General features: G+C 68.5%; 10 protein-coding genes. 1 reads left to right on the top strand and 9 read right to left on the bottom strand.

Annotated elements, in window-relative coordinates; genetic code table 11:
• Positions 1-162 precede the first annotated feature (162 nt).
• Positions 163-1,458, bottom strand: a complete 1,296-nt coding sequence (locus H4O13_16940; protein MBE5317082.1) for a citrate synthase — start codon at positions 1,456-1,458, stop codon at positions 163-165.
• A gap of 318 nt (positions 1,459-1,776) precedes the next feature.
• Entirely contained in the window at positions 1,777-2,022 is a 246-nt protein-coding gene (locus H4O13_16935) for a type B 50S ribosomal protein L31 (GenBank protein ID MBE5317081.1), read from the bottom strand.
• A gap of 77 nt (positions 2,023-2,099) precedes the next feature.
• Between H4O13_16935 and H4O13_16930 the strand changes: the two genes are divergently transcribed.
• On the top strand, positions 2,100-5,447 hold the full coding sequence (locus tag H4O13_16930) for a mechanosensitive ion channel (protein MBE5317080.1): 3,348 nt from the start codon (positions 2,100-2,102) through the stop codon (positions 5,445-5,447).
• 31 nt (positions 5,448-5,478) lie between these two features.
• On the opposite strand, the gene H4O13_16925 is transcribed toward H4O13_16930, so the two are convergent.
• The 7 genes from H4O13_16925 to H4O13_16895 form a co-directional block, all read right to left on the bottom strand.
• Positions 5,479-6,414 (bottom strand): nucleoside hydrolase, encoded by a 936-nt coding sequence (locus tag H4O13_16925; protein MBE5317079.1) that lies wholly within the window; start codon positions 6,412-6,414, stop codon positions 5,479-5,481.
• Positions 6,415-6,542: 128 nt separating this feature from the next.
• Positions 6,543-8,648 (bottom strand): ATP-dependent DNA helicase RecG, encoded by a 2,106-nt coding sequence (gene recG / locus H4O13_16920; protein ID MBE5317078.1) that lies wholly within the window; start codon positions 8,646-8,648, stop codon positions 6,543-6,545.
• A 22-nt stretch (positions 8,649-8,670) separates the two neighbouring features.
• Entirely contained in the window at positions 8,671-9,054 is a 384-nt protein-coding gene (locus tag H4O13_16915; GenBank protein ID MBE5317077.1) for a RidA family protein, read from the bottom strand.
• Positions 9,055-9,106: 52 nt separating this feature from the next.
• Complete coding sequence (locus H4O13_16910) at positions 9,107-11,296, bottom strand: bifunctional (p)ppGpp synthetase/guanosine-3',5'-bis(diphosphate) 3'-pyrophosphohydrolase (GenBank protein MBE5317076.1); 2,190 nt, start codon at positions 11,294-11,296, stop codon at positions 9,107-9,109.
• A gap of 183 nt (positions 11,297-11,479) precedes the next feature.
• Positions 11,480-11,779, bottom strand: a complete 300-nt coding sequence (gene rpoZ / locus H4O13_16905) for a DNA-directed RNA polymerase subunit omega (GenBank protein ID MBE5317075.1) — start codon at positions 11,777-11,779, stop codon at positions 11,480-11,482.
• 67 nt (positions 11,780-11,846) lie between these two features.
• Positions 11,847-12,458, bottom strand: coding sequence for a guanylate kinase (gmk, locus tag H4O13_16900; protein MBE5317074.1), 612 nt, complete (start codon positions 12,456-12,458; stop codon positions 11,847-11,849).
• Positions 12,455-13,303, bottom strand: a complete 849-nt coding sequence (locus H4O13_16895) for a YicC family protein (GenBank protein ID MBE5317073.1) — start codon at positions 13,301-13,303, stop codon at positions 12,455-12,457. Before H4O13_16895 ends, gmk begins: the two co-directional genes overlap by 4 nt.
• Positions 13,304-13,371: the final 68 nt, after the last annotated feature.

Here is a 13,371-nt window from a genome sequence, read left to right as displayed (position 1 = left end):
GTTCACACACACCGGCTCAAGCAGAGACGGCGCTGGCGCTCCGGCGGCGCCCTCGCGGCCTGCGCCGCGGCGGGCAAGCCGCTCCCGTTGCCGGCCCTCCTCGTGCCGCCAACGCAAACGCCCGCCGGGCGGCGGGCGTTCTCGTTTCCATGCAAGCGGAACTCAGCGCGAGGCGATCGGCGTGTAGTCGCGAACGCCAGCTCCGGTGTAGATCTGTCGCGGACGGCCGATCTTGGCTTCCGGGTCGTTCTGCTGCTCCAGCCAGTGGCTGACCCAGCCGGCGGTGCGGGCAATGGCGAACATCACCGTGAACATCTCGGTCGGAATGTTCAGCGCCTTGTAGATCAGGCCCGAGTAGAAGTCCACGTTCGGATAGAGCTTGCGGGCGACAAAGTAGTCGTCCTTCAGCGCCGCCTCTTCCAGCTTCATCGCGACTTCGAGCAGCGGATCGTTAACACCGAGGTCGGCCAGCACCTTGTGGGTCATCTCGCGGATGATCGAGGCACGCGGATCGTAGTTCTTGTAGACGCGATGGCCGAAGCCCATCAGGCGGAAGCCGGAGTTCTTGTCCTTGGCCTTCTCGACCGCCTTGGCGACGTCCTCAGGGCGACCAATCTCTTCCAGCATCTTCAGCACCGCCTCGTTGGCGCCACCGTGTGCCGGGCCCCACAGCGCAGCGATACCGGCCGCCACGCAGGCATACGGGTTGGCGCCGGTCGAGCCGACCAATCGCACGGTCGAGGTCGAGGCGTTCTGCTCGTGGTCGGCATGCAGAATGAACAGCAGATCCAGTGCCTTCGCGGCCACCGGCGGCAGCTCCAGCGGGCCCGAGGGCACCTCGAACATCATGTGCAGGAAGCGGTTGACGTATTCGAGGTTGTTGCGCGGGTAGCGGTTCGGCCAGCCGATCGAGTAGCGGTAGCAGGCCGCGGCAATCGTCGGCACCTTGGCGATCAGGCGGATCGCGGCCAGACGACGCTGGGCCGGATCTTCCATGTCGAGGCTGTCGTGGTAGAAGGCCGCCAGCGAGCCGATCATTCCGCACAGCATGGCCATCGGATGCGCGTCGTGGCGGAAGCCGCCGAGGAAGTTCTTGAGGGCCTCGTGCATCATCGTGTGATGCGTGACCTCATGCTCGAACGTCTTGAACTCGGCAGCGTTGGGCAGTTCGCCCTGCATCAGCAGATAGGCGACTTCAAGGAAGCTTGAATGCTTGGCCAGCTGCTCGATCGGGTAGCCGCGGTACAGCAGCACGCCCTGATCACCGTCGATGTAGGTGATCGCACTGCGACAGCTTGCGGTGGCAACAAAACCCGGGTCGTAGGTGAAGTAGCCGGTTTCCTTCGGCAGCTTGCCGATGTCCACGCACGGGGCACCGAGCGTGCCGCGCAGCAGGGGGAACTCGGCGCTCTTGCCGGCAGCGGAATCGGTGAGCGTGAGGCTCTGGCTCTCGGACACGGCTAACTCCTTGTTGCGTGCTTTCTGGGGAGGGGCGCACCCGGCCGCCAGGCCGTGTACGCGGAGCGGAGGGTTCTTCGCCCTCGCGCGGCTTCCGGCGGCCCGGGAAGCAAGACCTGGGCCCGGGCGACTGTCATGCCGGTAGCGGGGCTTCAGTCGGGCGTCCGGAGGGGGCCACCTGGAAGGCGCCGGAGTATGCCACGCGGCCGTTCAGCGGTCAGTCCAACTTTGGTGAAGTCGAAACGCCACTGACGGAAACGGCAACAGGCCCGGCAGCCGAGAGGCTGCCAGGCCTGAAGACGAAACCCTGTGGGGGGATTACTTCGGCGCGTAGCGACGACGGAACTTGTCGATGCGTCCGCCGGTATCGACGATCTTCTGCTTGCCCGTGTAGAACGGGTGGGATTCAGCGGAGATTTCCACCTTGATCAGCGGATACTCCTGGCCGTCTTCCCATTTGATCGTCTCCTTGCTGGTCAGCGTGGAGCGGGTCAGGAACGAGAAGTCACAGGACACGTCCTGGAACACGACCGGCTGGTACTTCGGGTGGATGTCGGCTTTCATGGATCGGCCCGGAATTCGGCGAGACAAGAGCGGCATGGTAACGTTCGCGCCCTGATCCTGCAAGCCTTATCCCGACCATGCGCGGCGTCTCCCTGTACTTCCTCCTGATCGCCGCGCTGGCGAGCGCCTCCTTCAGTCACACATCCAGCCAAGCCGCGACCGCTGAAGCCGACGCTGCAGCGCTGGACGCGCTGCGTGAGCGCGTCACGGCGGCCAGTCTTGAGGAAGCCCAGCGCGCCGAACTGACGGCAAAGCTCGACGCGGCGCAGAGCGACCGCGCGAGTGCCGTGCAGGTGCTCGCCGATACCGCACGCATCGAAGCCGATGCAGCCCGCGCGGAAGCCGAGGCGCGCAGCGTCGAGCGCGAGCTGGCGCGCAGCGACGCGGGCGCGCTTGAGGCCGAGCGTGCGCGCGTGCAAAGGCTCGATACGCCGGAAGCGCTTGAAGAGGAACTGCGCACGCTGGATGCGCGCATCGAGCCGCTGCGACGTGAACAGCAGACGCTCGCGGCTGGCCTGGATGCCCTGGATGCCGGCAACGGCGGCTCGCTGGCGCGCCTTCGCGAGACGATCGGCACGCTCGAACAACAGCTGGCCGGCGCGCAGGACGCGGAGATCACGTCACAGGTCGAGCGCGCGCGTCAGCAGGCAGAGCTGCAGCTGCGGCGCGCGGAACTCCAACGTGCGGAGGTCGATGAGGGCACGGCCGAGTTGCGACGACATGTGCTCGACCTGAAGCTGCGTCGGCTGCGCCAGCAGCTCGGCGAAGCCGAGGCGCTGGCCGGCGTGGTGCAGGCGCGCCTAGGCGAGCGCTCGGAATCGGAGCTTGCCCAGCTGCTTCAGCAGCTTGAGACCGACGCCAGCGCGCTTGTCGACGCCGCCGGCCCGCTGCGCGAGGAAGCCGCCGCAAATCTCGAACTCGGCCGCGAGTTCAGCGCTGCCAATGCGCGCCTGACGGCGATGCGGATCGGCGCCTCGCGCGTGCAGCACGAACGTGAGCGCATCGAGCGCGCCCTGCGCGACGCCGCCTCGCGGCTCGCACTGGGCGCGGATACCGAGGCCGTGGGTGCGGTTCTGCTGCGCGAGCGTCAGCGACTGCCGCAGCCCCAGAGCCTGCAGCGGGAGGTCAGCACGCTGCGCGAAGAGGCCGTGCAAATCCGGCTCCGGCTCTTCGATCTTGCCGATGCCGAAAGCGCGCACGAGGCCCATCGCAGTGAACGCATCAAGGCGCTGTCCGACGCCGACGCGCGCGACGCCGAGGCAGGCGCGCGGCTGGACGCGCTGCTGCAGATGCGGGCCGAGCTGCTGCGACGCCTGGAGACCAGCCTGCGCCGACTGCTTGAGCGCATTGAGCAGGCCGAGGTGGCGCTGGACGGTCAGCTTGCCGCCAGCATGCAGCTCAAGGCCCTGCTTGATCGCCAGCTTTTCTGGATTCCCAGCCACCGCAGCGTCGATCTCGAATGGCTGCGCGCGCAGCCTGCCGGCTGGGTGGATCTGCTCGCGCCGGGGCGCCTGGCCGAGAGCAGCGCACGCGCGCTGCAGGCCGTCTTGGCGAGGCCCTGGAGCGTGCTCGCCGGCGGTCTGCTGGTGATCGCACTGTTCATGCTGCAGCGGCGCGCACGCCAGGAATTGCCCGAACTGGCGCGGCCCACCCGCACGATCCGCGAAGACAGCTACCGCTACACCTGGCAGGCCCTGGGCTGGACCCTGCTGGCAGCCCTGCCCTGGGCCACCCTGGCTTGGCTGGGTGGGCGCCTGCTGCAGCTTGCGGGTGATCCTGGGCGCTATACGCATTCCATCGGGACCGCGCTGTCGGCGCTCGCCGGCAGCATCGCGCTATTCACCTTCCTGCGCTGGCTGGTCATCGACAACGGGCTCGCGCACGCCCACTTCCGCTGGACCCGCGCCCGCCGCGAATCTCTGGCGCGGATCGTGCCGCGGGCTGCACTGATCCTGCTGCCCGCGCAGTACCTCAGCACGCTCGCGCTCGTCCGCGGTCAGGACCTCGCGATCGACACCGCGGGACGCAGCCTGCTGATCGTGTTCGCGATCGCCAGCGCTCTGCTGTTCCTGCGGCTGCTCGCCCCAGGCCAGCTGTGGAGCCCGCGCGGCGGTGTGATCGAGCCGGTGCGCCTGCGGCAGGCGCTCCGCATCGGTCTGCCGGCGCTGCTGGGCTTGACCGTTGCGCTGACACTCGCCGGCTACGTCTTCACCGCCAGCGTGCTGGTGCTCTGTCTGTGGCAGACCGGTGGCGCCCTGCTGCTGGTGTCGCTCCTGCACGGCCTGCTCGGCCGCTGGTTCCTGCTCGGCGAGCGCAGGATCGCCCTGCAGCGTGCGGAAGAGCGCCGCGCCGCAGAGCTGGCCGAGGGCGCCAGCGATGGCGAACTGCAGTCCGAGGTCGATGCCGACCGTCTCGACATCCAGAGCATCTCGGCGCAGACCAAGCGGCTGCTGCGGGCGGTCAGCGCATCGGCGCTCGTGCTGCTGCTGTTCTGGGTCTGGGCCGACATCCTGCCGGCGCTGCAGCGGCTCGATGAGATCGCGCTGTGGAGCTTCAGCGACAAGGCCGCCGACGGCAGCACCATCATCGGCCAGGTGAGCCTGCGCGCTGCCCTGCTGGGCGCGGCCGTGCTGATGCTCACCGTGATCGCCGCGCGCAATCTGCCCGGCCTGCTCGAAATCGGCCTGCTGACGCGGGTGCAGATTGACGCGCCGACGCGCTATGCGATCACCAGCGTGGCTCGCTACGCGATTGTCATTCTCGGCGTGATCGTTGGCCTCGGCTTCCTCGGCATGCGCTGGTCGCAGCTGCAGTGGATGGCGGCCGCGCTCACCGTCGGTCTGGGCTTCGGCCTTCAGGAGATCTTCGCCAACTTCGTGTCCGGCCTGATCCTGCTGTTCGAGCGCCCGTTCCGCGTCGGCGACATCATCACCATCGGCGAGTTCACCGGTCGGGTCACCCGCATCCGCACCCGCGCCACCACCATCCTCGATTTCGACAACAAGGAAGTGGTGATCCCGAACAAGGCCTTCATCACCGACCGCCTGACCAACTGGACGCTCACCGACCAGATGACGCGGCTGATCGTCAAGGTTGGCGTGTCCTACGGCAGCGACATCGACAAGGTGCATGCCCTGCTGATGCAGGCCGCTGACGCCTGCCCGTATGTCACCCGCGATCCACCCGCGCGTACCTGGCTGCTGGCCTTCGGCCCCAGCTCGCTCGACTTCGAGCTGCGCGTGTTCGTGCCGGCCATCGATCAGCGCCTGCTGGCGCAGAACGATCTCAACGGTCGTATTGCCGTGCTGCTGGAGCACCACGGGGTCGAAATCGCCTTCCCGCAGATGGACCTGAACGTGCGCGATCTGCCGCGCCGACCGCCCGCCGCGGAAGACGAACCCGAGGCCGCCACCCGCGCGCGCTGAAGCGCACGGCGACAGCACTCCACGCCCTCGCTCAGCCGAGCCCCAGGGCCATGCGCAGCAGGACGTGGAAACGCGGCGCGTCGATCCGACCGACGATCGCCGCGTTCGGCCCGCGCGAGTCGCGGCTGTCCCAGTCGACGCGCGTGGCGCCACGATAGAGGCCCTGCGCGACTTCGATCTCGACGCGGTGGCGGCGGATCTCACCGCCAATCGACGGCTCCAGCACGACCGCCATCGCCAGCGCGTCGGCGCTGTGGAAGGTGTCGGCATGGTGCTGGCGGATGAAGGCACGCGTCTGCGTCGAGATCGCGTCGTAGAAGCGCGCAAGCTCGCCGCCCTCGGTGAGCCAGCGGCCGAACTCGGCGTCAGGCAGGGCGTGCGCCAGGGTCGCTTCCCAGTCGACCAGCTCGAAGCTCGGCCAGGCGTCGAACACCACCTTGGCGGCCTCGGGATCAAAGTAGATGTTGAACTCGGCGCTGGCCGTGATGTTGCCCAACCCGGTCACCGCTGCGCCCATCACCACCAGTCGCGGAATCCGTTCGGGCAGCGAAGGATCCAGACGCAGCGCCAGCGCCAGATTGGTCAGCGGACCCAGCGTGACCAGGGTCAGCTCTCCTGCATGCTCGCACGACAGACGCAGGATGGCCTGCACCGCGTGCTCGCGCTCGGCCTTGCGCTCGGGTGCGGGCAGGCCGGCATCACCGAAGCCATCGCTGCCGTGCACAAAGGCCGCGTCCACGGATGGCCACACCAGTGGGCGATCGGCGCCGACGAATACCGGCACGTCCAGTCCGCAGCGCTCGACCAGGGTCAAGGCGTTGCGGGTGGTGTGGGCAAGGCCGACGTTGCCGGCGGTGACGGTGATGCCCACCACCTCGGCGCGCGGATGGCGCAGGGCCATCAGCAGGGCGAGGGCGTCATCCACGCCGGGGTCGGTATCGATCAGGAGCTTCTGTTTCTTGGTCACTTGAGTCTCGTTGTGTGCTGTTTGAGGTCGTTGGCGTCGGCGATGGGGTGGTGGCGATGGGCGTTGCTTGGCGACTGGCGCAGATCTGACCGGGGCGAGCGTCGAGGCCCGGTGGGTCAAGACCCACCCTAAGCCCCCGCGTAGCGGACGGCAGCGCCGATCCAGCGGGCGATGACGCGATCGGCGCGCTCGGGGCTCTCGGCCAGCAAGGCGTCGGCGAGGCGCTGCGCGGCAGGCAGCAGGTCGGCGTCACGGCCGAGATCGGCGATGCGGAAACCGACCAGGCCGGTCTGGCGCGTGCCCAGCAGTTCACCGGGGCCACGAAGTTCGAGATCCTTCTCGGCGATGACGAAGCCATCGTTGGTCTGGCGCAGGGTGTCGAGGCGCTCGCGCGCGAGCCGCGACAGCGGCGACTGGTACAGCAGCACGCAGCTCGACTTGGCCGCCCCACGGCCGACCCGGCCGCGCAGCTGATGCAGCTGCGCCAGGCCGAGGCGCTCGGCATTTTCGATGACCATCAGGCTGGCGTTCGGCACATCGACGCCGACCTCGATCACCGTGGTCGCCACCAGCAGCTGCAGCGCGCCGGCCTTGAAGGCCTGCATCACGGTCTGCTTCTCGGCCGGCTTCATGCGCCCGTGCACCAGTGCGACCCGCACCTCGGGCAGCTGCGCCAGCAGCTGCTCGTAGGTGGTCTGCGCGGCCTGCGCCTGCACCTCGTCGCTGTCCTCGATCAGGGTGCAGACCCAGTAGACCTGGCGCCCTTCGGCGCAGGCCGCGCGGATGCGCTCGACCAGCTCGGGCCGGCGCTCCACGCCCAGCGCCACCGTCTGCACCGGTGTGCGCCCGGGCGGCAGGGCGTCGATGACCGACACATCGAGATCGGCGTAAGCGGTCATCGCCAGCGTGCGCGGAATGGGCGTTGCGGTCATCACCAGCTGATGCGGAATCCGGCTGCCGACCAGACCCTTGTCGCGCAGGGCGAGGCGCTGGTGCACGCCGAAGCGGTGCTGCTCGTCGATGATGGCGAGCCCGAGACCGGCGAAGGCCACGCCCTCCTGCATCAACGCGTGCGTACCGACGACCACGCCGGCGCCGGCAGCGATGCGTGCGAGCGCGGCCGCGCGGGCGCGGCCCTTGACCTTGCCGGCCAGCCAGACGACTTCGATGTCCAGCGGTTCGAGCCAGCTGCGGAAGTTGTTGAAGTGCTGCTCGGCCAGCAGCTCGGTGGGCGCCATCAGCGCGACCTGGGCGCCGGCCTCGACCGCATGCAGGGCCGCCATCGCCGCAACCACGGTCTTGCCCGAGCCAACGTCGCCCTGCACCAGGCGCAGCATGGGCTCGCTGGCGCCGAGATCCTGCAGCACTTCGCCGAGCACACGCTCCTGCGCATCGGTGAGTGCGAAGGGCAGATTTGCGCGCAGGCCGCGGGCCAAGCGACCGCTCGCACGCAGCGGCGGCGCGCCCTGCTGCCGCAGGTCGACGCGCTGGCGCCGCAGGCTCAGGTGATGCGCCAGCAGCTCCTCAAGCGCCAGCCGCCGCCGCGCCGGATGGCGACCGTCGCTGAGCGCGGCGAGATCGGTGCCGACTGTAGGCGCATGCACGAAGCGCAGGGCGCGGCCCAGGTCCGGCAGCTTGAGCTCGGCGCGCAGCGGGGCCGGCAGCAGCTCGAACTCTTCCGACGGCGGCAGCTTCTCGATCGCGGTCTGCACCAGCTGGGCCAAGCGCGCCGGACCGATGCCCTCGACTGCCGAATAGACCGGATCCAGCCGCTCCGACACCTCGCCGCGCTCGGACTCGGCGATCCGCCGGTAGCTGGGATGCACCATCTCCATCGACAGGCCGGCATTGCGCGCCTCGCCGTAGCAGCGCACCCAGGCGCCCTGGCTGAACTGCGCCACCTGGCCGGCGTGGAAATGGAAGAAGCGCAGCACGAGAGTGTCGCCGCTGTCGTCGCTGATCGCCACCTTCAGCTGCGGACGGAAACGGAAACCCTTCTCCACCGCGTCGACGCGGCCCTCGACCATGGCCTTCTCGCCGTGGGCGAGGCTGGCGATCGGCGCGACGCGGGTGCGGTCCTCGTAGCTGCGCGGCAGCCAGAACCACAGGTCCTGCAGGCGCTCGATGCCGGCGGCGGCGAGCTTCTGCGCGACCTGCGGGCCGACGCCCGGCAGGCCGCGCACGCTCGCCTCACCGGCGTGCGCGATGCCCGGCCGCGCGGCGAGGCTGTTCATGGCTTGAGCGGGAGGCCCGGGCTCAGCCGAGCACCATCACCGCATCGACTTCGACCGACGCACCGCGCGGCAGGGCCGAAACGCCGATGGTCGAGCGCGCCGGATAGGGCGCGTCGAAGTACTCGGCCATCACCGCGTTGACGGTGGCGAAATGGCCGAGGTCGGTGAGATAGATACCGATGCGCGCGACATCGGCCAGCGAGCCGCCGGCGGCCTCGCAGACGGCCTTCAGGTTGTCGAATACGCGGCGGGTCTGGAAAGCGATGTCGCCCAAGACCAGTTCACCGGTATTGGCCGACAGCGGGATCTGGCCCGACAGGAAGACGAGGTTGCCGCAGCGCACCGCCTGCGAGTAGGGGCCGATGGCGGCGGGCGCTTTGTCGGAGTGGATAGCAGTGCGGGGCATGGGCGCTCCTTGCGTTGCAGAGTTCAGGGGTGGAGGTTGGGACGCGGGCGCGCTACAGGCGCTGGATGCCCAGCACCACATCGAGCTTGCGCACGCGCCGCATCACATCGGCCAGGTGCTTGCGGTGCTTCACCTCGATGCCGAAGTGCATCACCGCCATGCGCAGGTCGCGCTCCTGGTACTCGACGTTGTCGATGTTCGATTCGGCGTCGGCAATGGCCGCTGCAACCTGCGCCAGCACGCCGGGCTTGTTGAGCACTTCAACGCGCAGGCCGGCGCGGAAATCACCCTCGACCTCGCGGTCCCAGTCGACCGGCACCCAGCGCTCCGGACTTTTCTGCAGCTCAGGCAGATTGGGGCACTCCATGCGGTGCACCACCACGCCCTTACCCGAGGACAGATAGCCCATGATCTCGTCGCCCGGCAGCGGTCGACAGCAGGCGGCAAAGCTGAGCAGGCCGTGGCCGGCACCGCTGATGTGGATCTTTTCCAGCCGCGGCGTCGTGCGCCGCTCGCCCGGGCGGCGGCCTTCGGTGAGCGCCAGCGCCACCTGCTGAGGCATGCGGTTGCCGAGCGCGATGTCAGCCAGCAGATCCTCCAGCCGGCGCAGGCGACTGTCCTCAAGGTAGTGATCGAGCACCGCTGGCGGCACGCGCTCCAGTGAGGCTTCGATCGCGTCGAGCGCGGCTTCGAGCATGCGGTGACCCAGCTCGACCGCATCCTCGTGCTGCAGGCGTTTCAGGTGGTGGCGGATCGCCGTGCGCGCCCGCGAGGACACCACGAACTCCAGCCACTGCGGGTTCGGCACCGCCGAGGGCGCGGTGATGACTTCGACGGTCTGGCCGCTGGTCAGGCGCGTGCGCAGCGGGGCCAGCTTCTTGTCGATGCGCGAGGCCACCGCGCGGTTGCCGACGTCGGTATGCACCGCATAGGCGAAATCGAGCACGGTGGCACCGCGCGGCAGGGCGAAAATGCGGCCCTTGGGCGAGAAGATGTAGACCTCGTCGGGGAACAGATCGACCTTGACGTTCTCCAGGAACTCCAGCGAGCTGCCGGCGTCCTGCTGCGACTCCAGCAGCTCCGAGAGCCAGGCGCGGGCGCGGTTCTGGGCGTTGTTGTTGCTGCTCTGCGGTGCGTCCGTCTTGTACAGCCAGTGCGCGGCGATACCGCGCTCAGCGAGCAGGTCCATGTCTTCGGTGCGGATCTGCACCTCGACGTGCGAGCCGTAGGGGCTGAACAGCACCGTGTGCAGGCTCTGGTAGCCGTTGGCCTTTGGGATCGCAATGAAATCGCGGAAGCGCGCCTCCACGGGTTTGTACAGCGCATGCACCGCGCCCAGCGCGTGATAGCACTGCATGGTCTGCTCGACCACCACGCGAAAGCCGAACACGTCCATGACCCGCTCGAAGCGCTTGGCGCGCACTTCACCGGCGCGCGGTTTGAACTCGTTGCGCATCTTGCTGTAGACGCTGTGCGGCGTCTTCACCCGGCTCACCAGTCGATGCTTCAGGCCTTCCTGCTTGAGCTTCTGCGACAGCGCCCCCTCGATGGTGGCCATCGCCTCTCGGCGCATCACCGGCTGCTGCGCGATGCGCCGCGCGATCACCGCGTGCCGCCACGGATGCATGGCACGAAAGCCGAGATCCTGCAGCTCGGACTTGATGCGGTTCATGCCCAGACGCTGGGCAATAGGCGCGTAGATGTCGAGCGTCTCGCGAGCGATGCGCCGGCGCGAGTCCGCCGACATCGAGCCAATCGTGCGCATGTTGTGCAGGCGGTCGGCGAGCTTGATCAGGATCACCCGCAGATCGCGGGCCATCGCCAGCAGCATCTTGCGGAAGCTCTCGGCCATCGCCTCGTTGCGATCGCGAAAGCTCAGCTTGTCGAGCTTGGTGACGCCGTCGACCAGTTCGGCCACGGCCTCGCCGAATTCGCCCGAGATCGCCTCACGGCCGAGCTGGGTGTCCTCGAGCGCGTCGTGCAGGATCGCCGCGCACAGCGTTTCGACGTCCATGCCGAGTTCGGCGAGGATGCCCGCCACCGCCAGCGGATGGGTGATGTAGGGCTCGCCGCTCTTGCGGGTCTGGCCATCGTGGGCCACGGCGCCCACATGGTAGGCGTGCTTGACGGTGGGAATCTGCTCGGCCGGCAGGTAGGGGCGCAGCTTGACCAGGAGGGCCTCGATGGCCTCCGGACACGGATCGAAGGGCGCGTCAGCGCTGGCTAGGGCAAAAGGGGGCATGTCGCGAGCCTAAACAGCGACCGACCCGGCGGCAAGCGCGCTGAAACAAGCGTTTGGGGCCGGTTCGGGCTGGAATGCGCGCCCATCGGCCGCCCCGAGCGAGTGGATCCCGTCGAACGCGACTGTCGAAAACACCAACGGCCCCACGCGGGGGCCGTTGCGGTACTTCGGTGCCGGGTCGGCTTAGAGGTCGTCGCCGCCCTTGGACAGGTCGTCGTCGACTTCAGCGGCCGCCCAGGCGAGGGCTTCACGCTCGGCGCGCTCGCGCTCGGCCTTCTCCACCGCCTCGATCGTGGCGATGTCGATGCGGCGGGCGGCGATTTCGCGCAGGGCCAGCACCGTCGGCTTGTCTTCCGGGTCCTGCAGGCCCAGCTGGTTGTCGGCACCGTTGGCCAGCTGACGGGCGCGGCGCGAAGCCATCACCACCAGCTCAAAGCGGTTGTTCACGACGGCGAGGCAATCTTCAACGGTGATACGGGCCATGGCGGACCGGCTCCGGGAATTCAAACAAGAGCGGAAGGATAGCCCTGCTGGGCGCCGGCAGGCAAGCTCAGGCCAGCAGCGCGCGGATCAGCCCGGCCTGCCGGCGCGCCTGCTCGCTGCGGCGCAGGCGGTGGGCGCGGACGATGGCGCAAAGGTCTTCCAGCGCGCGCTCGAAGCGGTCGTTGACGATCAAGTAGTCGAAGTCGTCCAAGTGGGCGATCTCTTCGCGCGAGTTCTCAAGCCGCTTGAGGATCGTCTCTTCGCTGTCCTGGGCGCGGCCGCGCAGGCGTCGCTCCAGCTCCTCACGCGAGGGCGGCAGGATGAACACGCTGACGCAGTCGGGCACCAGCGAACGCACCTGGCGCGCGCCCTGGTAGTCGATCTCCAGCAGCACATCGCGGCCCTGCTTCAGCGGCTCTTCGACCGTGTGACGGGCAGTGCCCTTCAAGTCGCCATGCACCACCGCGTGCTCGAAGAACTCGCCGCGGGCGACCATGCCCTCGAAAGTCTCGCGACTGACGAAGTGGTAGTGCGCGCCTTCGGTCTCGCCGGGGCGCGGGCCGCGCGAGGTGTAGGAGATCGACAGCTGGATGTCCGGCTCGCGTTCGAGCAGGGCGTTGACCAGGCTGGACTTGCCGGCGCCCGACGGCGCCGCGACGATGAATAGCGAGCCGCTCATTCGATGTTCTGCACCTGTTCGCGCAACTGTTCGATCAGCACCTTCAGCTCGACCGAGGCCGCGCTGGAGCGCGCGTCGATGGACTTCGAGCCCAGCGTGTTCGCCTCGCGGTTGAACTCCTGCAGCAGGAAGTCGAGGCGGCGACCGACGGCTTCGCGACTGGCGAGCGTGCGGCGCATCTCGGCGATGTGCGCGCCGAGCCGGTCAAGCTCTTCATCGACGTCGATCTTCTGCAGCTGCAGCACCAGCTCCTGTTCCAGCCGGCCCGGATCCAGCGGCTGCTTGAGATCGGCGATGCGCGCATCGAGACGCGCGCGGAGTGCGGTGCGGATCTCGGGCAGCGCGGTCTTCACGTCGGCGACGATGCGCTCGATGCCATCCAGGCGCTCGCGCATGGCGGCGGCGAGAGCGGCACCCTCACGTTCGCGCGCGGCGACGAAGTCATCGAGCACCGCGTCCATCAGCGACAGGCATTCGGCCTGCAGGCCGTCGGCATCCACTTCCGCCTGCTCGATCAGGCCGGGCTGGCGCAGCAGCTCAGTGAATTCGACCTTGAAGCCGGGGAAACGGCCGGACATCTCCAGCGCCAGTGCGCTCAGCTGGTCCAGCACCTGCGGGTTGAGCTTGAGGCCCTCGCTGCTGGCGGTGGCGCGCAGGCGGAAGCCGACATCGACCTTGCCGCGGGCGATGCGCTGGGATAGCTTCTCGCGCAGCGCCGGCTCCAGCCCGCGCAGCTCTTCCGAGAGGCGAAAGCCCGGCTCAAGAAAGCGGTGATTGACCGCACGGACCTCGCAGGCCAGCGTGCCGAACGCCGTACTGCGCTCGCCGGAGGCATAGGCCGTCATGCTGCGGATCGAAGCGGCGGAGCGTGCGCTCATGGGCAACTCTTGGAGTTCGTGGCGAAGGGGTGCGA

It is taken from the genome of Lysobacterales bacterium (assembly GCA_014946745.1).
In the GTDB taxonomy this organism is placed as follows: domain Bacteria; phylum Pseudomonadota; class Gammaproteobacteria; order Xanthomonadales; family Xanthomonadaceae; genus Aquimonas.
The sequence above is the reverse complement of the archived record's forward strand: the minus strand, read 5'-3'. Positions and strand labels throughout refer to the sequence as shown.